The 22,606-nt window shown below is 67.4% G+C and carries 18 protein-coding genes and 5 pseudogenes; 15 read left to right on the plus strand and 8 right to left on the minus strand.

Annotation, left to right across the window (positions count from 1 at the left end; all coding sequences use genetic code 11):
* The first annotated feature begins 123 nt into the window (after positions 1–123).
* The 3 genes from OHT21_RS28665 to OHT21_RS28675 are packed head-to-tail and all read left to right on the plus strand — an operon-like array spanning position 124 to position 1,072.
* Positions 124–573: an ATP-binding protein gene (locus OHT21_RS28665; RefSeq protein WP_328771174.1), complete on the plus strand. Its 450-nt coding sequence runs from the start codon at positions 124–126 to the stop codon at positions 571–573.
* Entirely contained in the window at positions 570–926 is a 357-nt protein-coding gene (locus OHT21_RS28670) for a hypothetical protein (protein WP_328771175.1), read from the plus strand. Before OHT21_RS28665 ends, OHT21_RS28670 begins: the two co-directional genes overlap by 4 nt.
* Positions 923–1,072 carry a hypothetical protein gene (locus tag OHT21_RS28675; RefSeq protein ID WP_328771176.1) on the plus strand — a complete coding sequence of 50 codons (150 nt, stop codon included), beginning with the start codon at positions 923–925 and terminating at the stop codon, positions 1,070–1,072. The genes OHT21_RS28670 and OHT21_RS28675 overlap by 4 nt, the downstream gene beginning before the upstream one ends.
* Positions 1,073–1,314: 242 nt before the next feature.
* Here the strand turns inward: OHT21_RS28675 and OHT21_RS28680 are convergent, their stop codons facing one another.
* Positions 1,315–2,097 (minus strand): aminoglycoside phosphotransferase family protein, encoded by a 783-nt coding sequence (locus OHT21_RS28680; RefSeq protein WP_328771177.1) that lies wholly within the window; start codon positions 2,095–2,097, stop codon positions 1,315–1,317.
* A gap of 5 nt (positions 2,098–2,102) precedes the next feature.
* Positions 2,103–2,669, minus strand: a complete 567-nt coding sequence (locus OHT21_RS28685; protein ID WP_328771178.1) for a GNAT family N-acetyltransferase — start codon at positions 2,667–2,669, stop codon at positions 2,103–2,105.
* A 211-nt stretch (positions 2,670–2,880) separates the two neighbouring features.
* Here OHT21_RS28685 and OHT21_RS28690 point away from each other — a divergent pair, with 211 nt between their 5' ends.
* Positions 2,881–3,177, plus strand: coding sequence for a hypothetical protein (locus tag OHT21_RS28690; RefSeq protein WP_328774469.1), 297 nt, complete (start codon positions 2,881–2,883; stop codon positions 3,175–3,177).
* A gap of 230 nt (positions 3,178–3,407) precedes the next feature.
* On the opposite strand, the pseudogene OHT21_RS28695 reads toward OHT21_RS28690, so the two are convergent.
* Positions 3,408–3,679 (minus strand): annotated as a pseudogene (locus OHT21_RS28695) (NF041680 family putative transposase); the annotation flags it as partial.
* Positions 3,680–3,728: 49 nt separating this feature from the next.
* On the opposite strand from OHT21_RS28695, the gene OHT21_RS28700 reads away from it, so the two are divergent.
* On the plus strand, positions 3,729–4,556 hold the full coding sequence (locus OHT21_RS28700) for an SDR family oxidoreductase (protein ID WP_328771179.1): 828 nt from the start codon (positions 3,729–3,731) through the stop codon (positions 4,554–4,556).
* Positions 4,557–4,688: 132 nt separating this feature from the next.
* Here OHT21_RS28700 and OHT21_RS28705 read toward each other — a convergent pair whose 3' ends face one another.
* Both OHT21_RS28705 and OHT21_RS28710 read right to left on the minus strand, forming a co-directional pair.
* Positions 4,689–5,426: a hypothetical protein gene (locus OHT21_RS28705; protein ID WP_328771180.1), complete on the minus strand. Its 738-nt coding sequence runs from the start codon at positions 5,424–5,426 to the stop codon at positions 4,689–4,691.
* Positions 5,427–5,644: 218 nt separating this feature from the next.
* Positions 5,645–6,499, minus strand: coding sequence for an NAD(P)H-binding protein (locus OHT21_RS28710; RefSeq protein ID WP_328771181.1), 855 nt, complete (start codon positions 6,497–6,499; stop codon positions 5,645–5,647).
* Between the two features lie 334 nt (positions 6,500–6,833).
* Between OHT21_RS28710 and OHT21_RS28715 the strand changes: the two genes are divergently transcribed.
* The 7 genes and pseudogenes from OHT21_RS28715 to OHT21_RS28750 all read left to right on the plus strand — a co-directional run bounded on the left by OHT21_RS28715 (position 6,834) and on the right by OHT21_RS28750 (position 14,607).
* A complete protein-coding gene (locus tag OHT21_RS28715) occupies positions 6,834–7,844 on the plus strand; it encodes a hypothetical protein (protein WP_328771182.1) in 1,011 nt (336 codons plus the stop codon).
* 99 nt (positions 7,845–7,943) lie between these two features.
* A pseudogene (locus tag OHT21_RS28720) lies at positions 7,944–8,283 on the plus strand (6-phosphogluconolactonase); the annotation flags it as partial.
* A 550-nt stretch (positions 8,284–8,833) separates the two neighbouring features.
* Positions 8,834–10,141 (plus strand): enolase C-terminal domain-like protein, encoded by a 1,308-nt coding sequence (locus OHT21_RS28730; protein WP_328771183.1) that lies wholly within the window; start codon positions 8,834–8,836, stop codon positions 10,139–10,141.
* Positions 10,138–10,767, plus strand: a pseudogene (locus OHT21_RS28735) (SDR family NAD(P)-dependent oxidoreductase); the annotation flags it as partial. The gene OHT21_RS28730 and the pseudogene OHT21_RS28735, both read left to right, overlap by 4 nt.
* 137 nt (positions 10,768–10,904) lie before the next feature.
* Positions 10,905–11,864: an ABC transporter permease gene (locus OHT21_RS28740; RefSeq protein WP_328771184.1), complete on the plus strand. Its 960-nt coding sequence runs from the start codon at positions 10,905–10,907 to the stop codon at positions 11,862–11,864.
* Between the two features lie 146 nt (positions 11,865–12,010).
* Positions 12,011–12,865, plus strand: a complete 855-nt coding sequence (locus OHT21_RS28745; protein WP_328771185.1) for a carbohydrate ABC transporter permease — start codon at positions 12,011–12,013, stop codon at positions 12,863–12,865.
* A gap of 74 nt (positions 12,866–12,939) precedes the next feature.
* Positions 12,940–14,607, plus strand: coding sequence for an ABC transporter substrate-binding protein (locus OHT21_RS28750; RefSeq protein ID WP_328771186.1), 1,668 nt, complete (start codon positions 12,940–12,942; stop codon positions 14,605–14,607).
* 875 nt (positions 14,608–15,482) lie between these two features.
* On the opposite strand, the gene OHT21_RS28755 is transcribed toward OHT21_RS28750, so the two are convergent.
* Complete coding sequence (locus OHT21_RS28755) at positions 15,483–18,371, minus strand: glycosyl hydrolase family 95 catalytic domain-containing protein (RefSeq protein ID WP_328771187.1); 2,889 nt, start codon at positions 18,369–18,371, stop codon at positions 15,483–15,485.
* Between the two features lie 341 nt (positions 18,372–18,712).
* A pseudogene (locus OHT21_RS28760) lies at positions 18,713–19,270 on the minus strand (fuconate dehydratase); the annotation flags it as partial.
* 305 nt (positions 19,271–19,575) lie between these two features.
* On the opposite strand from OHT21_RS28760, the gene OHT21_RS28765 reads away from it, so the two are divergent.
* The 3 genes and pseudogenes from OHT21_RS28765 to OHT21_RS28770 form a co-directional block, all read left to right on the plus strand.
* Entirely contained in the window at positions 19,576–20,262 is a 687-nt protein-coding gene (locus OHT21_RS28765; RefSeq protein WP_328771188.1) for a FadR/GntR family transcriptional regulator, read from the plus strand.
* A 157-nt stretch (positions 20,263–20,419) separates the two neighbouring features.
* Positions 20,420–20,944: a transposase domain-containing protein gene (locus OHT21_RS44785; RefSeq protein WP_443050676.1), complete on the plus strand. Its 525-nt coding sequence runs from the start codon at positions 20,420–20,422 to the stop codon at positions 20,942–20,944.
* A 78-nt stretch (positions 20,945–21,022) separates the two neighbouring features.
* Positions 21,023–21,398, plus strand: a pseudogene (locus OHT21_RS28770) (IS701 family transposase); the annotation flags it as partial.
* Positions 21,399–21,573: 175 nt separating this feature from the next.
* Here the strand turns inward: OHT21_RS28770 and galE are convergent.
* A complete protein-coding gene (galE, locus tag OHT21_RS28775; RefSeq protein ID WP_328771189.1) occupies positions 21,574–22,554 on the minus strand; it encodes a UDP-glucose 4-epimerase GalE in 981 nt (326 codons plus the stop codon).
* Between the last annotated feature and the right edge of the window lie 52 nt (positions 22,555–22,606).

Raw genomic sequence — 22,606 nt, forward strand, 5'->3', positions numbered from 1 at the left:
ACCCATGCCCAACGCCAGTTGGAAGCGCACCCGTGTGAAGTCGACCCCACGGGCAATGACACCAACCGGCGTCCTACCCCCTGCTGCTTCCTCTCCCTGCATTTCCCCATTCCCGCAACGGAGTTGATCCTCCATGCCCGAATACATCCTCTTCTGCCCTTCCTTGACACCACACCCCGCGTCGCCCGCGACTTCGTCGCCTCCGTCCTGCGCTCGCAGCAACTCGGCGACCTCGCCGACGACGCGGCCCTCTGCACCTCCGAACTCGTCACCAACGCCTGCGTACACGCCAAGGGGGCCGACGCGGTGTTACGGCTGGCTGTCGGTGAACCACTCGCTGCGGTCCGGGTCACCGTCTACGACGGAGACCTGCAGCCGCCCGTACTGAGAGAGGGCTGCCACGGTGAGAGCGGGCGCGGCATGTGGCTCGTGGACGCACTCACCGAGGGGAGATGGGGCACAGAACCCGACGCCGCACACTCCGTCGGCCCACCCCCGGGAGGGAAGAGCGTCTGGTTCGAACTCGGGGCGCTCGGCCCATCCGGCCTCTGTCGAGAAGGGGCCGACGGATGAGCGCACAGCCGGTGCATCATGATGGGCCGATCATCCCGATGCCGCCCCTGACCAGGGACGCGTTGCGTGAGGCGGTGAAGCGGGTGAGCCTCGTGGACCTGCCGCAGTTCGACTTGGAAGCCGGGCGAGCGTTCGATCAGGCCAGCCAGACCGGGAGTACGGCCCCGCTTCAGCTCTTCCTGAAACGCTGGGGCGTCTTCGTGGCGATCGAACGGGATCCGGCACGGGCGGCTCGTCTGCACGAGGCCGAGCGGATCTCTCAGAACGAAACAGTCGACGAAGCCGTGTTCCGCGCCGCGATGGCGGAGATCAACAGGATTCTGCGCGAGGCCGAGCGGGAGATCGAGGCTTGAACGACCAGGAGTCTCAAGACCCCGAGTGGGCCTGGGAGTACGGCGCGGACCCTGACTGGGTGGTCGGTGAATTGCCGACCGAAGGACGCGCAGCCGCCGAGGAAGTTGCGAGAGAACTCGTCGTACTCCCCTCACTGGGCCAGTGATCCGGGCGACGGAGCGAGCGTGACGAACCCGCAGGGCCTGCGCGTGATCGCCATGGGTCCGCTCATGGTGTGGTACCAGATCATCGACTACCGGAAGCGGGTGTACATCCAGCGGGTGACCTGGCTTGGGTAGGTCCAGGCCGAGGTCACGTGGATGTCGGCCCTGGGTAACGCCTGTCGGTCCAGGCCGAGGAACGGCTGGATATGGCGGCGAGAAGTACGGTCGGTGACCGGATAATCGGCTACTCGAGCAACTGTCGGTGCGTCTTGCTCCAGTCGATCCTGCGGTCAAGTGCGGCCAGGAACCCGTCGGCGGCCCAGGTGGCCTGGGGCTCGTGCCCTTGCTCGGCCAGTCGGCGCACGAGGTCGGCGTTGTCCTGCTGTCTGGCAATGACGGCGTCGACGATCCCCGCGGTTGAGTCGAGGCCGTACGCGCTGCAGAAGTGCTCCAGCCGCAGACGGCGGTCGGGCGGCGCCGGGTAGCGCAGCCAGCGCAGGCACTCGGCGTCGTCGCGGAACGGGGCGACGTACTCGAGCGCGTAGGCCACGTCGTGCAGGCGTGGTGCCGGGCGAGCGAAGTCCCAGTCGATGATTCCCGCCGGCTGGTTACCCTGCCAGACGACGTTCCAGGGGCCGAAGTCCCCATGGCAGACAACCTCGTCGTCAGGACTGCCTGCCTCCCTGCCGTCTGCATCCGTGGACCAGTTCGCACCCGGTGGAGGTGAAAAGCTCTCGCAGGCAGCGTGATAATCGCGCAGCAGTCGGGCAAAGTTGCTCAGGCCCTGGTCGTCCACGACCTTGGCCCAGCCCAACGAGCCGGACTCACCCTCGATGTACGTAAGGACCTCACGGCCCTCGTCATCAATGCCCAGCGGTCGGGGCGCGTAGGCGAAGCCGACCTTCTCCAGGTGTCGCAGCAACGCGTGGATGGTGGGCGTCCACGGCTGGACCGGCCTGCGGACAGTGTCGCCGATCCGAACCACCCGGCGATGGGCACCGTCCTGCATCACTTCCTCGCTCGACACTCGGCTCACGTTACCCAGCGCTCGTGGTGTAGTCCGTGGGCTTCCCTGCGAGGAATCCGGTACAGCACACAGCGGCGAAGCGGCCCTTCGGTCACGCTCGGATCCTCGAAATCGTCGGCCGGGTCCCGGTTCATGCCGATCCGGCGCATCACTGCCTGGGAACGAAGGTTCTTGGCGGTCGTTGATGCAACGAGCTCCGGCAGCCCGAGGGTCTCGAAGCCGAAGGCCAGGCACACAAGGGCGGCCTCGGTGGCGTAACCGTGCCCCCACGCCGAACGCATCAACCGCCACCCGATATCCACCCCCGTGAACGGCATGTCCTCGTCCACCTCGTCCAAGCCGACGCGGCCGATGAACTCACCGGTCTCCCGTGCTTCGAGCGCCCACCACCCAAACCCGCGCTCGTCGAACTCGGCCTGCATGACTGCCACCGCGGCGTCGCTTTGCTCCCGCGTCAGCAGTTCACCCAGGTGCTCCCGGACTTCGGGATCGGCGTTCATCGCCGCCCACGGCTCGAGGTCGGACTCCCGCCACCGGCGGAGCAGGAGACGTTCGGTACGCAGCTCTGGCATGCCGACCAGCTAACGCCACCACGATCAGGGCGTCGATCGGTTATGTCGAAACCTACGGTCAGCAACGCTCGTCGCGGAACAGCAACCCAGAAGCGGTTGTGCTCGCCGCCGGTAACAAGGCAGGAAACTGGACCGGCTGGTACGACGAGTCGATTTCGATCGCCGAAGAGCGATATGAGCGACACTTGAAGGAGATGGAGGAGGGCCGAGGATGAACACCCACGAAGCGGGCGTCTACGACACCCCTGATGACCTGCTCGCCGAATTCTTCGATGACCCTGCCGACCGCGAAGGGGTCAAGCGGGAGGCCGAGCGCCTGGCCGCAGAGGAACGCGGTGCCCCACTCGTCGAACTCCGCGAGCGAGCCAGCGCCACCCGTGAGGACGTCGCCCGCCGTATGAGTGTCGAACTCACCCGGGTCATCAGTCTGGAATCCGGCGCCTTCAGCCTCTCCCCGTCGACCTTTCCCGCATCGACGAGCTGGAGACCAGCACCTCGGACGAGCTGATCCCCCTCGCCCAGCTCATCTTCGACCTCGCCGCCTACATCCAGGCCATCGGGGGAGAGGTACGGATCGAAATCACGCAACCCGGCGGGCGAGTCCGGTTCCTCCCCGGCCCCGCGGACCGTACCAACGCTGACCTTCTGCACACGATCCTGAAGCAGAAACCGGAAAGCCTGAAGGTCGTCGCCGACATGGACGGCTTCCGCACCGAAGTCGCCTGAGCTTGTTCTTCGAGGTCTGAGCACGTCGCATTCGATGATGCTCTCGGGCCGCCTGACGGTTTTGCCGACGTCGTAGTGGATGGCGGTCGTCGCTTCTTCGAGCCGATTGGCCGCCCGGGGCCGGGTGTTGAGGGTTTGGGTGCACGGGCCGGACAGGCGAGGTGCGGGCGGCGGTGCCGGAACCCGCGGCGGACCCGGGCCGGGGTGAGGCGGCCGCGCTCGGCTGCATTCTCCCAGGGGCAGCGGAGCCCGGCGGCGGCCTGGCGGACGAGCCGGAGCTGGGTAGCTTCATCGAAGTTGGAGCGGCGCGAGGATCCCTTACTGTGTCGCGTCATGACGATCCTGATCATCGGCGGTAGCGGGTTCCTTGGCACTGAGCTGGTGCGCCAGGCAGCAGCAGCCGGGCATGTAACGGCCGCGACCTTCGCGACCAGGCCCGGTAGTGCTCAGGAGGTCACGTGGCATGCCCTCGACCTGCGGGACCCCAAGCGCGTCGAAGCAGTCGTGGCTGAGGTCGGCCCGCGCCTCGTCGTCAACGCAACCAGCGGCCAATCCGACTGGGCAGTCACGGCCGAAGGCCCTGTCCGCCTGGCGATGGCTGCGGCGAAGTACGGCTGCCGCCTGGTCCACGTATCCAGTGACGCGGTGTTCTCTGGCGCCCGCGTCCACTACGACGAATCCTGCCTCCCCGACCCCGTAACCCCCTACGGCGCGGCGAAGGCCGCAGCGGAGACAGGGATTCACCTCGCGCACCCGGATGCCGTGATCGCTCGTACCTCGCTGATCATCGGTGACCGTCGGTCTGCGCACGTACGCGCGGTGCATGACCTCGCGGCCGGTACTCGAAATGGCGTGCTGTTCACCGACGACGTTCGCTGCCCCGTGCATGTCGCCGACCTGGCCGCCGCCCTTCTGGAACTCGCATCCGCCGAGGCGAACGGCGTTCACCATCTGGCAGGAGCTGACGCGGTGAGCCGTTACGAACTCGGCATCCTCATCGCCAAGCGTGACGGGCTAGACACCTCCCGACTGCCTGCGGGTCTGCGGGCCAATAGCGCACTCCCCGGGGCACTAGATGTCCGCCTTGACAGTCGCGCCACTCAGCGCAAGCTGCACACCACGTTGCGCGGTGCCCGCCAGTTCCTCGCCCTGGATGCTTAAGCAGCTGACTTGTACGTCATGTGGGTGCGCGTCCGCGTGGGACTCACCCGACGACCGCAGCGGCGGGCGGACCAACTGCCGCAGGGCCGCTTTGCTGGTGCCGGCAGCAGTCCGACCGCCGCGGCATCCCTTCTACTGCGGTCGCATCAGATCGAGGTCCTCACCCCACGCGTCCAGCACCTCACCGTGTCCGGCCTGCCGGGCCGCTGCCTCGACACGGGTGAAGAGGCGTCGTTGCAGGGGCACGTCGCCTGTTCCTGAGATGTGGGCGACGGCACCGAGCAGCATGTCGGTGTCCCAGTCGGGCAGCGGGTATTGGGCGAGTTCCCACTCCAGGTACTTGTTGTAGGGGCGGGGGCGGCGGTCGAGAGCGAAGAGCAGCTCGAGCAGGAATCGAATGCTGTCGGCGGCGTCCAGGCGGGCGGCGAGTGAATGGCCGTCGCGGTCGTTCTTGACGGAGCGGTAGAGGGAGTTGGCATAGGCGTCGAGCCAGTCACGGGAGTCCCGGAATGCTTCATCGGCGTCGAGGCGTGCCTTGTCGGCCAGGAGTTGGGCGATGCCTCCGTCGAGCCGGTCGAGTACCACCCGGGCGCGGGCGAGGGCGTAGCGCTCGAAGCCGGGCATTCCGGCCGTGCGGAACTCGGCGAGGGAGACGATGACGAGGTCGAGTTCGGGGGTGCGGTGGCCTGTGAACCGGGTGAGATCCGTTGGCGCGTCATCGGCGAGGATGACGTACAGGTCGTGGTCGGAGTGCTTGGTGGTCAGGCCTTCGTGGGCTTGGGAGCCCTTGAGAACGAGGCCGACGACGGCGGAATCGGCGAGGGCGAGTTCGATGAACGCGTCGTAAGTGAGGGGCTGCTGAGCAGTCACTGTGTGATCTCCGGTGGGATGGTGACGGGTATGCCTGCCGGGGCGGCCCCGCTGTCGGGGGGCGCCCCACACCGTCCGCGGCGGCACTTGGCCGCCGCCCGGAAGATCAACGCACGTGTGGACTCTATCGCCACGCCGACCGAGAGGCATCGAACTCAGGCGGATTCAGGGTCGGTTCGCGTAGATCGGCTCAGCCGTGCTCTGGCTTCCCGAGCACGTCAGGCTTCGCCAGAGGGCGCGGCATGGGCATCCCAGACGCCAGTTGCGGCTGTCTCGTGTGCGTACTCCGCGAAGTCGCGTGGAGGGCGGCCGAGAATGCGCTCGACGGTGTCGGTCACCTGGGCCCTGCGGCCGTCGAAGACCTCGGTCATCAGGTTGGCCAGTTGCGTTGCGTACTCGGGCGGCACGCCTCGTTCGGTCAGGGATGAGATGAACTGGTCGGGCGTGACCGGCAGATAGCGGATCTCCCTGCGGGTCGCGCTCGCTATCTCGGCGACGGCATCGGCGAAGGTGAGCAGTCGTGGGCCGGTCACTTCGTGGATCCGGCCGGTATGGCCGTTCTCGGTCATGGCCGCGACGGCGACATCCGCGATGTCCTGCGCGTCGGTGAACGGTTCCGCCACGTCGCCGGCCGGAAGGGCGACCACGCCGGCCCGGACCAGTTCTACGAGGAAGGCCTCGCTGAAGTTCTGCGTGATGAAACCCGCCCGCACGATGGTCCACTCCGCACCCGAGTCCCGCACCGCCTGTTCGCACCGCTCGGCCTCGTCGGCACCGCGGTCGGCAAGCAGGACGAGGCGCCGGACGCCGCGGGCAACTGCGAGGTTCGCGAAGGAGCCCACGGTTCTGGCCGAGCCGGGGAACGCCGCGTCAGGGTAGAAGGCGACATAAGCCGCGTCCATGCCTCGTAGCGCGGGTTCCCATGTGGTGTCGTCCTGCCAGTCGAAAGGCGGATCGGCGCGTCGTGAGCCGACCCGTACCGGCACGTCACGCGCTTCGAGTCCGGACACGACGCGGCGTCCGGTCTTGCCTGTCCCCGCGAGGACCAACGTTGTTGGCGCTGTCGCTGTCATGATCCACAGTCCATCGGATCGTCGGGCTAGGGGCCACGGTCGAGGCTAACAAGTACTGGCGCACGGCCCATAAGTGCCCAAAACCCGTCCCGCGCTCGCACGGTCAGCAGCCGACGCCGCAGCGCGGGCCTGGGTCTGGAGGAGCGCAACTTGCCCTACGTGGTGGAGATTTCCTCTCGCCATACCGCCCAGCCCGCCGGCGCCCGGCCGGTCCAGCCCGCCTCTGGTGGCCCTACGGGTACTTCTTCATGAGCGCCCTGTTCAGCGCTTCCGAGGAAGCGTTGGTGCCGGATCGGTGTTCTGATCCCACTCGGTGAGAGTGACCCTGCCCGCCTTGGCGACTTCCGTGGACACCGGGTCGGCGGTCTGGTTCGTGTTGTCCGCCGACGAGTTGCCGTTCGGCACCAACCCCGCCGGGATGATCACCGAGGCGATGCAGAGCGTCCTGGGCGACCGCGTCCTCGGTATCTGCGACACCCCCTCCGGCCTGGGCCGCCGGATCGCCACGACGCTCGGCCTCGACCCGGCCCGGGCCCAGTTCGACTACGTCGGCCTCAACCACCTCGGCTGGATGCGCAGGGTCCTGTACAACGGCGAGGACGTTCTGCCGCGCCTGCTCGCCGACGAACGCCTCAGCAGCCTTGAGGAGGGAGTCGTCTTCGGCACGGAGTGGCTGCGCGACCTCGGCCTGATCCCCAACGAGTACCTCTACTACTACTACTTCAACCGGGACGCCGTACGCTCCATCCTCGACGCCCCGCAGACCCGCGGCGAGTTCCTCGCCCGGCAGCAGCGGCAGTTCTACGAGCGGGTCAGCGAGGCCACCGGAGGCTCGGCCGTGCAACTGTGGCGCGAAACCATCGCCAACCGCAGCGCCAACTACATGGCCGAGGCCAAGGGAGCCGTGCAGGGGGAGGCCGAGGCCGACGCGGCCTTCCAGCCGGACCCCGTGCACCAGGGCTATGCGGGCGTCGCCCTCGCGGTGATGGCCGCGGTCAGCCGCAATGAGCGGGCCACGATGATCCTCAACGTGCGCAACGGAACGACCGTGTCCGCACTCCCCCAGGATGCGGTCGTCGAGGTCCCGGTGACCGTCGACGCGGGCGGCGTCCACCCGCTCACCCTCACCCAGCCCGACCTGCATCAGGCCGGCCTGATGCAGCAGGTCAAGGCGGTCGAGCGGCTCACCATCAGCGCGGCCACGACAGGCTCCCGCGCCGACGCCGTCAAGGCGTTCTCCCTCCACCCCCTCGTCGATTCGGTCACTGTCGGCCGGCAGCTCCTGGATGGGTACATCGACCGCATCCCCGAAGTAGCGGTCGTGTTCACGGGCGCGCGGCGGTAACAGTACGAGTGCCGGGCGGGGTGCTGGGCGACGGCTCCGGACACCCCGCCCAGCCCTACAAGGTTGTCCACCCAGCACATCTCAGAACGACAGGCCAGCGTGGAAGTCGTCATCGTTCCGGACACCGCCGCAGTGGCGAGCTGATCGCCGAGGCCATGGCGCAGTTGCTCCGGCGCAAGCCCGACGCGCTGCTCGGGATGAGCCACGGGTTCGACCCCGCTGCCCGTCTACCAGGCGCTGACGGCCAGGGTGCACTCCGGTGCCGTGGACGACTCCCGAGTGCGCATAGCCCAGCTCGACGAATACGTGGGGCTGCCGGCCGGGCATCCGGAGTCGTACCGCGCGGTGCTGCAGCTCGAGGTGCTGGAGCCGCTCGGGAGGAGGAAGCGTTCATGGGCCCGACGCCACCGTCAAGGACGTGCAGGCGGGCGTCCCTGCACGGCTTGGCGACCCTGACCCGCGCGGGCCGCCTGCTGCCCGAGTACGCAGAGCCGAGGGTGGAGCTGCTGGTGGACCGGCTCGCCATGGTCTGACACACCCTCCCGGCGGGCACGCAGCCGGTGCCCTCGGGCCTCGCCGCTGCCTGCGGCAACGCTTCCGGTCACTCGCGTCCACACGGCGCAGCAGCAGATCGCCGGGCCCCGCACCCCAGACGGGGCACCCGCCCCGGAAGCTGCGATGCCCATTGATCACGACGCGATACGCGCCCTAGCTGCGTGTGCAGCGGCGCCGTGGCAAGACATCCCATGGCCTCCGAGGCAGGGGAGGTTCGTCTGCGGCCGCCAAGGTCAGCGAAGCGGAAAACCGCAGGAGTTGCGGTCACATAGAGAAACTTCTGCCGTAGGTATGGACATGGTCATTCGGTCGGCCTTTAAATCCATCCCATGTCCGATACCTGTTGTTCTACAGGGACTGCCATCGACGCTTGACGGCAGGTGGTTGGACTCCGAACCGACACCACGGCCCGCGGGCCGGGATGGCCAGGCACCATGACTGAACTGATCAGCGCCCTCGAAGCGGTGGATGTGCGGTTCCCCACCTCGCGCGAACTCGACGGCTCTGACGCCTTGAACCCCGAACCCGACTACTCGGCCGCCTATGTGACGATCCGTACGAGCGCTGGTGACGAGGGACACGGGCTGGCCTTCACCGTGGGGCGCGGCAACGACGTCGAGGTCGCCGCCGTACGGGCCCTGGCCCCATTGGTGGTCGGGCTGCCGGTGCAGGAAGTCCTGGATGATCTCGGCGGCTTCTCCCGGCGGTTGACCGGAGACAGCCAACTGCGCTGGCTGGGACCGGAGAAGGGCGCGATCCACATGGCCGCCGCGGCGATCGTCAACGCTGTGTGGGACCTGTACGGGCGCCGCACGGGAAACCCGGTCTGGCGGCTGCTGTCCGAGCTGTCGCCGGAGCAGCTCGTCGACCTGGTCGACTTCCGCTACCTCGAGGACGCCCTGACCCGCGACGAGGCCCTGGACATCCTGCGCAGCGCGGAGCCGGGCCGCGCCGAACGCACCGCCCACCTGCTGGAGCACGGCTATCCGGCATACACGACGACACCGGGCTGGCTCGGCTACGACGACGAGAAGCTGGTGCGGCTGTCCAAGGAGGCGGTCGCCGACGGTTTTACCCTGATCAAACTGAAGGTGGGCGCCGACCTCGACGCCGACGTCCACCGACTGCGGCTGGCCCGCGAGGCGGTCGGTCCGGACATCCGGATCGCCGTGGACGCCAACCAGGCATGGGGAGTTCAGCAGGCGATCGACTGGATGGGCACGCTCGCCCCCTACGACCCGTACTGGATCGAGGAACCCACCTCACCCGACGACGTCCTCGGACATGCCGCAGTCCGCAAGGCGGTGGCGCCCGTGAAGGTGGCCACCGGCGAACACACCCACAACCAGGTGATGTTCAAACAACTCCTCCAGGCGGGAGCGCTGGACGTCCTGCAGATGGACGCCAGCCGCACCGCCGGGGTCACGGAGAACGTCGCCATCCTGCTGCTGGCCGCCAAGTTCGGGGTCCCGGTCTGCCCGCACGCCGGCGGTGTCGGACTCTGCGAGATGGTGCAGCACCTGGCGATGTTCGACTACGTCGCCGTCAGCGCCAGCACCGAGAACCGTGTGATCGAGTACGTCGACCATCTGCACGAGCACTTCACCGACCCCGTGCGCATCCGCGACGGCCACTACCTCGCACCGACCGCCCCCGGCATCAGCGCTCAACTGCACCCGGCCTCCATGGCAGCCCACCGCTTCCCGGACGGTCCCGTATGGCAGGAGGAGGCCGGCACATGAGCGACGATCCGCCCGAGTTCACGGGCCTGAGAGCGGTTGTCACCGGCGGCGCCTCCGGCATCGTCCTGGCCACCGCACGCTTGCTCGGCGGCATCGACATCCTGGCCGACAACGCCGGGATGGGCGCCCAGGGCACCATCGAGGACAACACCGACGACGAGTGGCACAGCCTCTTCGACGCCAACGTCCTCGCTGTCATCCGGGTGACCCGCGCCGCACTTCCCCTTCTGCGCCGCTCCGGCAGCGCGGCCATCGTCAACACCTGCTCCCTCGCGGCGACCGCGGGTCTGCCCGAGTGGGCGCCGTACTCGGAGACCAAGGGCGCCGTCCTCCACCTCCCCCGGGCGACCGTCGCCGACCTCTTACCCTCCGGAATCCGCGTCGACTGTTTCATCCCCCGGCACCGCTGACACTTCGCGGATCTGACGCCTGCTGGAGCGCGCCGCCGACCCCGAGGCAGGACGCGCCGCCCTCACGCCCGTCATCCCCATGGGACGCCGGGCCACCGTCGACGAGGTGCCGCGGCCATCGCCTACCTCGCGAGCCCACTGTCCCGTTCCATCATCGGCACCGGCCTAGCCGTGGACGGCGGCACGCACGGACCACGAATCCACCCGCAGGGCCGACCTTCGTCAGTGCCCATCCCCGCACGGCCAACAAGGAGAGACACAGCAATGGGCAGTTGGACCCATCCGCCGGCAGGGCTGCCGCGGCGCGCCTGCCGCCCGTTCCGCAAACGCCGCCCGGCCTCTGGAGCCTAGAGATGTCCGAGAACAGCGCGGCGCAGCCGCTCCGCCTGCCGAAGGTGAGCATGCGGCGCAGGGCCCGGCGCAGCGTCACCCGGCATTGGACGCTCTACCTGCTGCTGATGGTGCCGCTCGTCCACCTGGTGATCTTCAAGTACGTCCCCATGGCCAACGCGGTCATCGCCTTCAAGGACTACAACATCATCAAGGGCGTCTGGGGAAGCGACTGGGTGGGCCTGCGCAACTTCCAGCAGATATTCGACAACCCGGTCTTCTGGCAGCTGGTGAAGAACACCTTCCTGCTGTCGTTCTACGCGGTGATCGCAAGCTTCCCGGTGCCGATCATCCTGGCGCTGGCACTGAACGAGATCCGGCAGGGGATATTCAAGCGGACTGTGCAGATGGTGACGTATGCGCCGTACTTCATCTCCACCGTTGTCGTCGTCTCGATGACGATCATGATCCTGTCTCCCCAAACAGGTCTCGTCAGCCATGTCACGGGCTTCTTCGGCGTCGACAAGGCGGACCTGCTGGCGGATGCGGACTACTTCCGGCACATCTACGTCTGGTCGGACATCTGGCAGACCGCGGGTTACTCGGCCGTGATCTACTTGGCCACCCTCGCGGGTGTCGATCAGTCGCTGTACGAGGCGGCACGCGTCGACGGCGCCACAAGGCTGCAGAAGATCTGGCACGTCGACCTGCCGAGCATCATGCCGGTCGCCGTGATCATCCTCGTCCTCGCCGTCGGCAACATCATGGCGATCGGGTTCGAGAAGGCCTTCCTGCTGCAGAACCCGATAAACCTCAGCTCCTCGGAGATCATCGCCACCTACGTCTACAAGACCGGCCTGCTCAACGCCGACTTCAGCCAGGCGACCGCCATCGGGCTGCTCAACTCGGTGGTCAATCTGGCCCTACTGGTCTTCGTGAACTTCGTCGCCAAACGGCTCACCGGAAGCGGGGTGTGGTCATGAGCCGGTCACAGATACCAGCGGTTGCCGGCCCGGAGAGCCATGACCGCCCGACGACGCCAGGCACACGCCGCAGTCCGGGCTCTTCACGTCCGCTCCCGCTCCGACGGCGGGGCAGCCGGCGGATCCAGGAGACCCGGGTCGACCGGATGTTCCTGTTCTGCACCTACCTGCTGCTGTGCACGTTCCTGGCCGTCGTTCTTCTTCCACTGCTGAACATCGTCGCCAGTTCCTTCAGCGATCCGATCGCCGTCTCGTCCGGCCGGGTGCTGTTCTGGCCGGTCGAATTCTCCCTGCGCGGCTACGAAGTCGCCCTCAGCAACCCGCAGATCGTCACGGGATTCCTCAACTCGCTCTTCTACACGGGCGTCGGCACGCTTATCAGCGTCGCCTTCACCATCGCCCTCGCCTACCCCCTGTCCCGCAAGAGCCTGTTCGGGCGGGGCCCGGTGATGGCCGTCGTGGTCTTCACCATGCTGTTCTCCGGCGGGCTGATCCCGACCTACCTGGTGGTCCAGGAACTCGGCATGATCAACACCCGCTGGGCACTGGTCATCCCGCAGGCCATCGGCGTCTGGCAGGTCGTCATCGCCAGTACCTACTTCCGCACCATGATCCCCGACGAGTTGTACGAGGCCGCGCAACTCGACGGCTGCGGGGACCTGCGCTTCCTATGGAAGGTCGCCCTGCCCCTGGCCAAACCGATGATCGCCGTGGTGGCGCTGATGTACGCCATCACCCAGTGGAACTCCTACTTCGACGCCCTGCTCTACCTCAAGGACGCCGACCTCTACCCGATCCAGCTGGTGCTGCGGAACATCCTCATCCTCAACACCAGCCCCAGCGGCATGACAGATGCCGCCCAGATGCTGGAACGCAAGCAGCTCGCGGATCTGCTCAAGTACTCCCTGATCGTCATCGCGAGTGTGCCCGTCCTGCTCATCTATCCCTTCGTCGCGCGCTACTTCACCAAGGGAATCATGATCGGCGCGATCAAGGGCTGAGCAGACCCCCCTTACCCAGGCTCGCCCCTCACCTCCCCGCTTGCCATCCCCCTGTCAGAAGAAGGGATTTCCCCATGCCTCGTTCACGTCCACTCACCAGAGTGGCGGTCGCCGGGACGCTGCTCGCGACCCTGGCGGCCTGCACCAGTGGTTCGTCCGGCGACAACGACACGTCCAAGCCGCTCCCCAAGATCACCGGAAACCCGCCGGTCACCCTCAACGTCTTCGCTCCCCAGGCCGCGGACCAGAACCTCAAGACCAACGCGTTCACCAAACTGATCAAGCAGAAGTTCAACATCACCATCAACTGGCAGACGACCACCCAGGACGGCGGCCCGGCCAAGGAGAAGCGCCAGATCTCGCTGGCCAGCGGTGACCTGCCCGACCTGTACCTGCTGATTCCCTGGGTCGACCAGTTCAGCCAGACAGAGCTCCTCAAGCTGTCCACCCAGGGCGTCATCCAGCCGCTGAACCAGTTGGTCAACCAGTACGGCCCCAACATCAAGAAGGCATTCGCCGATGTCCCCGCATACAAGCGGATGGCCACCGCACCCGACGGCAAGATCTACGGACTGCCCCAGTGGGTCGACTGCTTCCACTGCTCGTACCCGGCCAAGCTGTGGATGAACAGCGCGTGGCTGAAGGAGCTGGGGCTGAAGCCGCCGACGACCACGGACGAGTTCCGCGACGTACTGAGCGCCTTCAAGACGAAGGACCCCAACGGAAATGGCAAGGCCGACGAGGTTCCGCTGAGCGGGGACACCGGGAACACCATCATCCCGTACCTGATGAACGCGTTCATCAACACCCCGACCGGCAACTCCGCCCCCGACACCAACCCCACGCTGGCCCTGAACGACGGTAAGGCCGACATCCAGGCGAACAAGGAGGACTGGCGCGAGGGCCTGAGGTACATCAAGTCGCTCTACGACGAAGATCTGATCGACAGCAGCGTCTTCACCCAGAACGCGGAAGCCCTGATGAAGCTGGGCGACCACGCGGGTGGAGTGATCCTGGGCTCGGCGACGGTGACGCACCCGCAGATCGCCGTCACTGGGGGCCAGAAGGACGGCCGCGACCTGCAGTACGACGCGCTGCCTCCGCTGACCGGCCCGGAGGGCGAGAGCTACGCGACGCTTGCCTCGTCGTCGGCGCCCGGAGCGACCTTCGTCCTCACGACCAAGGCCTCGCAGACCAAGCAGATCCAGGCGATCAAGATGCTGAACTACATCTTCAGCGAGGAGGGTGAGCTCAACGGCATGTTCGGCCCGGAGGGCCCAGGCTGGGCCAGGCCCGGCCCGAAGGACATCGCGCTCGACGACAGCGTGAAGGCGAGGTACAAGCGCGCCGGGACCGCACCCGCCAACGGCAACTGGGGAGCGCTGACGCAGTACAACAACACCGCGCAATTCCGCAACACGCAAGCGGTGGCCAAGGACCCCAAGACGGTGGACGGATGGGAACGCCGGCTCTTCGAAGCCACGAAGCTCTACGAGGGACACGAGTCCAAGTCGTCGATCGCGTTCCCTTACGGGGAGGCGTGGATCGACCCGGCGAAGGCAGGCGAACTCGCCACGCTCCAGACGAACATCGGCACCTTCGTACAGCAGAGCGCGGTGCAGTTCATCACCGGGAAGAAGTCCCTCGACGCCGACTGGGACTCCTACCTCAAGAACCTCGACAAGCTCGGGTTGAAGCGCTTCCTGGAGATCTACCAGCAGGCCTACGACAAGAAGCACTGACCAGGGGTGGCCGGTGCCGTCGAGCGCCCCAGACGATACCGGCCACCGAGCCACGACGCCCGCACGGATGCACGTTCCCGGGCCCTTGAGAAGAACAGACGAGTTGCCATGCCCTGCATCATCCGCGCGGGCGGTCTGGAACGGCACACCGCCGAGGAGATCCTCGCATCGAGCACTGGGGACCGCACACGGTCCGGGTCCGGGCCTCGTCGGGGGCCGTCGACCCCGCCGAGGCCGGCGCGCTGGACAGCCCCGCGCCCTCCCCGCACGCCGACCTGCCGGTGTCGGACGACGGCTCTGCCCGCCTGGTCAACGGACGCCTCGCCGTGGAGGCCGCGGCGGACGGTCGGATGAGGTTCCTGCACGCCGCCTCGGGCCGTGAGGAGCGCTTCGAGGCGTAGGACGGTGAGCGGCTGCACGGTCTCGGGCAGCATCTGCACGGACGTCTGGACCAGAAAGGCTGGGTGATCGACCTCGTTCAGGGCAATACCGTGGTCGCCATTCCCTTTCGGCACTCCTCGCGCGGCTGTGGACTGCTGTGGAACAACCCCGCCACGGGCCGCGTCGAGCTGGGTGCCGATGCGACCCGGTGGACCGCCGACGCCGGCGGGCGCGTTGACTACTGGATCAACGCCGGGGCACCCATGCGGTACTCCTGGCCCAGGACCCCGCTGTACGCCCCGCGGCGGCCACACAGCTTCTGGCCCCTGCGCGATGACCCTGCCGTACTGGCCAAATCCGCCGTTGGTGCCTGCGGCGCTCCCAGAAGGCATCGCATACGTTTCCGGCGGATTCAACATCGTGGTGTTGCTGTGCTGGGGACTGCTCGTGGGCATCGCCTTGGCCGGCACACGGTTGAAGTAGCGGGGTGACCGTCAGAGGGCGACGAGTTGCCACTGCTGGCTGGTGCCGGTGCCGACGGGCAACTGGATGACGCGGGCGTCGTCGGCCGTCGATCCGCCCTCGACGTCCGCGCACCAGCCGTTGCGGACGTTGACGAGACGGTAGTAGTCGCTGCCCGCGTCGACGAGCTTCCAGTGCTGGTTTTCGCTGTTGTTGTCCTGCCACTGGATGAGCTGGGCGCCCTGGCTGGAGCCTCCCGGGCTGTCGAGGGCCTTGCCGCTGTGGCGGGCGACAAGGCGGAAGGAGCCGTCGGCGTTGGGCAGGAGCCACCACTGCTGGTTGTCGCTGCCGGACCAGCCCCACTGGATGATCATGCCGCCGTCGGCGGTACTGCTGCCGGTGACGTCGAGCACCTTGCCGCTGTGTCGGTTGACCAGCCGGAAGTAGCCGCTGAGCAGGGAGACGGTGATGTCCGTTCGCTGCCCGGCGGTCAGGGAGACCCTTCTGGCGTGGGCGCCGAGGGAGGAGGGGCTGACGGTCGCCGTGGTGGTCACGGAGGACATGCCGCGGCGGCTGATCAGGGTGACGTCCTGGTTGACGGCGGAGGTGACGGACAGGGTGGCGGTCCGTGCGTTGAGGTCCCAGGCGAGGCTGTGGATCCGGATCCGGCCGCGGGCCCGGACCCCGGTGATCGTGCCCTTCGGCAGACGGTCGGGCAGCGCGGGGAGGACTTCCAGCACTCCGGGCCGGCTGTAGATCAGGGCCTCGGCCAGCACTCCGGGGATGGCGTTCGCGGCGTCGGCGTTGTAGATGTCGAGGTTTGGGTTGTGGGAGGTCATCAGCGACTTGAAGACCATGTTGTTGCCGAGGATCTTCGTCAGGTTGCCGTAGACCTGTCGGCCGTCCTTCAGCCGGGCCCCGGCCAGTGCGCGGTGCAGGCTGCCGTGGGCGGAGACGTTCTGGTCGCCGCGCACTTCGAGGGCCCGCTGCGCCGGGCGGACCAGGGAGGGCTCGTCCTCGGGGTTGATTTCGTGCAGCGGCCAGGCGCCGTACAGGTGCTGGACGTGCCGGTGGTTGTAGCGGTCGGTGAGGCTCGGCCAGGACCATTCGGCCAGCGCGTTGTCCCCGTTGACGCGGTAGGCGGGGAGTTTCTTCAGCAGGGCCGTCCAGCGCTCCACGCCCTGCCCGCTGCCCTGTTCGACACCGAGAGCGTCGGCGGTGTCGATCGCGGCCCGCAGGGCGTGCTTGCCGGCCATGATGTCGCCGGTGGCGTTTGTCGAGAAGCAGACGCCTGTGTTGCCGGGGGAGTTCTCCATGGAGAAGGACGGCACGAAGACGGCTTTGCCGTTCGCGTCGGTGCGGGTGAGGAAGTCCTCGTAGAACAGGGCCAGTTCCATCAGTACGGGACCGAGTTTGTCGCGCAGGAACGCCTGGTCGCCGGTGACCTCGTAGTACTCCAGGAGCGGGTAGAGCAGCCAGTCGGCGCCGCCGGTCCAGCAGTGGCCGGGAAAGTCGCCGCCGTTGAAGTGGAGCATGTGGCCGTACTCGCCGTCGGTTCGGGAGGGGGCGAGGAAACCGCGGGCTCCGTAAAGGTTCTTGGCGTTGGTGCGCCAGTCGTCGAGCTGGTCGAGGATCAGGTTGAAGTAGCCCTCCATGGCCTCGGTCAGGTCGAGGATATTGCCGCCTGCCACCTGGAGGTTGACGTTGGCGTCGGTCGTGAAGTCGTCGGCCCAGGCGGCGCCCCACGATCCTGCCCAGATGCCGGTGAGGCGGGGTGGCAGGATGCCGCTGGAGCTGATGAAGAAGTAGCGGCCGGAGTCGTAGAGACGTTCCAACAGCGCTGTGTCGATGACGCTGCGTTCGGCATTCTGACGGGTGATCAGTTCGGTGACGGAGAGCCGGCGGTCGGCGGGCGGGACGTTCAGATCGATGCCGGAGCGGTCGTAGAGAGCGGTGTGCAGGGCGGTGTGCTGCGAGCGCAGCGTGACGTAGTCGGTGCCGAGCGCGGCCAGTTGGGCGTGCAGCGGCTCGGAGTCCCAGCCGGTGGACGACTCGTACCGGCCCAGTTTTGTCAGCAGCAGCACCCTGGCCGCCCTGGCCACAACGATCGTCGAGCCGTTGACGGTGACTGTGGCGCCGGCGCCCGAGGCGACGACACGGGTGACGCCCTCGTAGCCGAAGGCGCCCTGCCCCGAGGGGTAGGTGCCGCGCAGATTCAGGTAGCCGGAGCCGCCTGTGACGGTGGCCCGCGTGGTGAAGCTCAGGCTGGTGGGCAGACCGTCGAGCGCCGTGTGGACGCTCAGTGCGGTGTCGACGGTACGGCCGGAAGCGGGTATCAGCTCATGGACGATCACCTTGTCGGTTCGGGAGACGAACGCCCGGCGGGTCCAGATGCCGTACTGGTCGGTCCAGCTCGAACTCACCTCGCCGGTACGGAAGTCGGTGACCCGCCCGTAGTTGTCGACCGTGGTCATGCCCGGGGTCTCGATGCGCAGTTCGTACGCCGGGTGGTAGGCCTGCGTCCAGCGCAGGGACCACCCCGCGGCGAAGTCCCGGTTGGCCCCGGCGTAGTCACCCGCGAGTGCTTTGTCGCGTGCGCCTTCCAGACGGCCGGAGATCACCGGCGGGGTCACGTCACGGGTGCCGTTCGGCAGCACCAGTCGGTGGTGGTTGAGCACCACCTTTTCCAGGGTGGGAGCGCCGTACAGCACGGCTCCGTATTCGCCGTTGCCGGTGAGGAAGCCGTCGGTCCAGGAGGACGCCGGGGACGTGTCGTAGATACCCCGTTCGGGGAGTGTGATCTGCGGTGGAACGGCCGCCGCGGCCCTGCCCGAGACCAGGCCGCCTGGCAGGGCGGTGGCTCCCGCGGTCAGTGCGGCGGCGGTGAGGAATTTTCTGCGGTCTACGGAGCTGTCCGTCACGGGGACTCCTTTGTCCGGTCAGCGCTGCGTGGTCCTGAGGGAGTGCAGTGGTGACCCACCATCGCCCGGTCGGTGCGGAACAAGAAATCCGGGCGGCGGAGGGTACCGAGGGCGTGGCAGGCCGGGGCCTACTCCTGGGACTGGCCTCCGGTGACGCGGGAGAGCGTCAGGGCGATGAGGATGATGGCGCCTTTGAGGGCGCCGATCCATTGGGCCGGTACGCCTCCCAGGGCGAGGACGTTCTGGATCAGTAAGAGCAGCAGGATGCCCGTGAACACGCCGAACACGGTGCCCGTGCCGCCGTTGAGGCTGATACCGCCGATGACGATCGCGGCGAACGGTGAAGGATAGCCGTGCTCCAGCGGGTGCGCGGTGCGCTCGACCCGCCCTGTTTCGGCGCGGTGCAGGATCTCCTGGGACTCGTCGCGGGTGAGTGCGTCCTCGAGGTAGCGGAAGCCGACCAGGTTGACGAGTTGTTCCGTGTACATCTCGGCGAGCAACCGCCAGACGGGCTTGCCCTCGCGGCGCCCGTACAAGTCCCATACGGCGTTGACCATCGCGGCGGCGGCCATGTGAATGGCGCCTTTCTCCGGGCCGAGCCACCGCAGTTGACTGTCGTTCGACAGCCGTCGGGTGAGGCCGCCTGGGTCACCCAGGACCTTGTCCACCGGCAGGCCGACGACCAGCGGGACCAGGGCCCCTACGGCGGCGACCTCGACCCCGTTGCCGCGCCCCACGGTGAAGGCGAGGCCGTGGCCCTCGGCGCCGTTGCTCGCACAGGCCGTCACATACGCGGCGGCGTAGTCAGGTTCGGGGTTCATCGCGTCGGAGCCGTCGAGTTCACGTGAGGTCGGGAACCGCACGTCGACCGCCTCGATCGCACTGATCAACTCGGTCATCGTGCCCGGCACCCTCGGCTTGTGAAGCCGTGATGATCTCTCATGGGAGTCCCCCGTTCTTGACGCGTCAAGGAGATGTCCACCCTGCAATAACGGGGGCGAGGACATGGGGTGAATTTATAGGGTGCATCGGAAATGATGTCCATACCTGCACGCAAGGGTGATCGAGAAAGCGCTGTTTACCTGCGGTTGAGGTGAAGTCGACGCGAACTAGCGACGATGGGGGTCAGTCCGCTTTCTTCCCGAGTCGTGGGATGTATTGCTACGCTGCCGCCGCCTGGGCGATGAGCAGGGAGTAGCGAAACATGTCATTGACCGACAAGGCCATCGACCGCATCAGGGATCTCGTCCAGTCTGGCGAGCTGCCTCCGGGAGCCAAGCTGCCGCCCGAGCAGCAGTTGGCCGCGGAGCTGGGGCTGTCCCGCAATCTGATGCGGGAAGCAGTAAAGGCGCTGGTCGTCTCGCGAGTGCTGGAGATCCGGCGCGGTGACGGCACGTACGTGACCAGCCTGGAACCGGAACTGCTGCTGAGCGGCATCGGATCCGCGGTGGAGCTGCTGCGCGGCGACAATATGCTGGAGCTCACCGAGGTCCGCCGACTCTTCGAGCCGGTCGCCACCGGTCTTGCCGCCAGCCGCATCTCGGCCGAAGGGCTCGCGGAGGTGGAGCGACACCTGGAGGCGATGCGAGCGGCCCGCGACGACGTGGAGGAGCTCAACGAGCACGACGCCGCGTTCCACCGCGCGGTGATCGCGGCCACCGGCAACGCGACGCTCGCCACCCTGTTGGAGGGCATTGCGAGCCGGACGCTGCGCGCACGCATCTGGCGCGGGCTGGTCGACGACAATGCCGCCGGCCGCACCCTGGCCGAGCACGAGGCGATCCACCACGCGCTGGCCTCCGGCGACGCTTCCCTCGCCCAGGCCGCCGCTCTGATGCACGTCAGCACCACCGAGCAGTGGCTGCGCGAGCACCTGGACCGGGGACTGTAAGACGTTCGGTGAAGTCCCACTGCCCCGCAGTTAAGGCCCTGACCTGCTTGTCAAGCGGTTCGGGGAAGCCGGGACATGAGGGCGGGACTCCGCGTAGGACAGAGAGTCGACCAAGATCCTCTGTTCTGACGGATTCCCGTTGTTCATCGAGTTTGGCATGCCCGCACCGGGGCGGGGTCCGGATCGCGCGTTCGCGGCTGGCCATCTCGGAGAGCTGACGCAGATCATCACGCCTGCCCTGGTAGATGAGGCGCTGGAACTAACGCGGCGGGTGCAGCGGCGGATCCGCGAGTTACCCGCCCGGGTCACGGTGTACTTCGTACTCGCGCTGTCGTTGTTTGGCACGGACGGCTATCTGGGGGTGTGGGCCGCGTTGACCGCCGGCCTGGGCGGCGAGGACGTGGCGCCGTCGGAGGCCGCGTTGCGTCAAGCCCGCAGGAGGGTTGGGTCAGCTCCGTTGGCCATCTTGTTCGACCGGCTCAAAGGGCCTGCGGCCAAGGCGGATTGTTCGAGAGTGTGGCAGCGGGGCTGCGGACGGTGGCCTGGGACGGCACCTGGCTGCAGATCGCGGACACCCCGGAGACCGCTGGATTGGTCGGCCGGAAGGTCAGCTGTCATAGGCCGGGTAGCTATCCGGCCCTTAAGCTGTCGGCTTCGATGGAGTGCGGTACGAGGGCGCTAATCGATGTCGTCTTCGGCCCGCATGACACGCCGGAGCCCGAGCAGAACGTCGTGCTAGGACGGCGTGTTGATCCGTCGGCGGTGGGCGCTGGCACGGCGCAGCTTGAGTCGGCCGGACGAGATCGCCTACTACCTCGGATACGCACCGTTGGATGTCGGAGTGGACGAACTGGTGCGGGTCGCCGGCGCCCGGTGGGCGATCGAGGAGTGTCCAGGTGGCGAAGAACGAGTGCGGCCTGGACGAGTACGAAGTCCGACGCTACGTCGGCTGGTACCGGCACATCACGCTGGCGATGCTCGCCCACGCCTTTCTCGCGGCGATGAGCGCGCGAGCAGCCGAAAAGGGGGATCCGCCGGTGATGATGCCGTGGTCATCGAGCTCACCGTGGCGGAAGTGCGGCGACTCTTGGCAGCTCTCGCACCCCGAGCCCTTCGCGCCCACACCCACGCGCTGAGCTGGTCGCACTGGCGCCGACGACGCCGAGCGGTGGCCCGCCGCTGCCACTACCGCCGTCGTGGGCACTCCTTCGAGGCGTGTGCGGGCAGAAGCCGTCCGTGACAGCGTCTTGCCCGCTACACTCCCACCGCTCAACGTTTCCCCAGGTCAAGCCACGAAGTACTGCTGGAGTACTAGCCGCGCCGCGCCCCCGGATGCAGCCGCACCCACCCCTCCCAAGCCGACGTGATCATGTCGGTCACGTCGTACCTTGCCTTCCAGCCCAGTTCGTCGGCGATGCGGGCAGCCGAGGCCACGACTCGGGGTGGGTCGCCGGGGCGGCGTGGCGTGACGACCGGAGGGGCGTCGTAGCCCGTGAGGTCGTTGATGTGGTCGATCATCTCGCGGACCGAAACGCCTTCTCCGCGGCCGATGTTGAGGGTCAGGTCCGTGCCGGGGGACGTGGACAGGCGGCGGGCTGCCGCTACGTGGGCTTCGGCCAGGTCGACGACGTGGATGTAGTCGCGTACGCATGTGCCGTCCGGCGTTGGATAGTCGTCGCCGAAGATCCGGGGTGGCGCGCCCTCCGTCAGCTTTTCGAAGACCATCGGGACGATGTTGAAGACGCCGATGTCGGCCAGCTCCGGGGTCGCCGCGCCCGCCACGTTGAAGTAGCGCAGGCAGGCGGTCGACAGGCCGTGTGCGCGGCCCGTTGCGCGGGTCAGCCACTCGCCCGCCAGTTTCGTCTCGCCGTATGGGCTCATGGGCACGCAGGGCGTCTCCTCCGTCACCAGGTCGACGTCCGGCATGCCGTACACCGCTGCCGAGGACGAGAAGACGAAGGAGGGGACCGCTGCGGTCGTGACCGCCTGCAGCAGTACCCGTAGACCCTCGACGTTCTCGCGGTAGTAGTGCAGCGGCAGCTCCACCGACTCGCCGACCTGCTTCTTCGCCGCCAGGTGGACGACACCGGTGACGGCGTGGTCCGTGAGTGCGCGGGACACGCGATCCGCGTCCAGGGTCGAGCCGACGATCAGCGGCACCCCCTCGGGGACGCGCTCGGCGATCCCGGTGGACAAGTCGTCGTACACCACTGCCTGTTCGCCCGCCTCGGTCATCGCGCGGACGACGTGCGCCCCGATGTAGCCGGCGCCGCCGGTGATCAGCCAGGTCATGTACGGCCGTCCCCTCGTCTGTCGGTCGGTAGGACCATCGTCGGTCACTGGG

It is taken from the genome of Streptomyces sp. NBC_00286 (assembly GCF_036173125.1).
GTDB lineage: Bacteria > Actinomycetota > Actinomycetes > Streptomycetales > Streptomycetaceae > Streptomyces.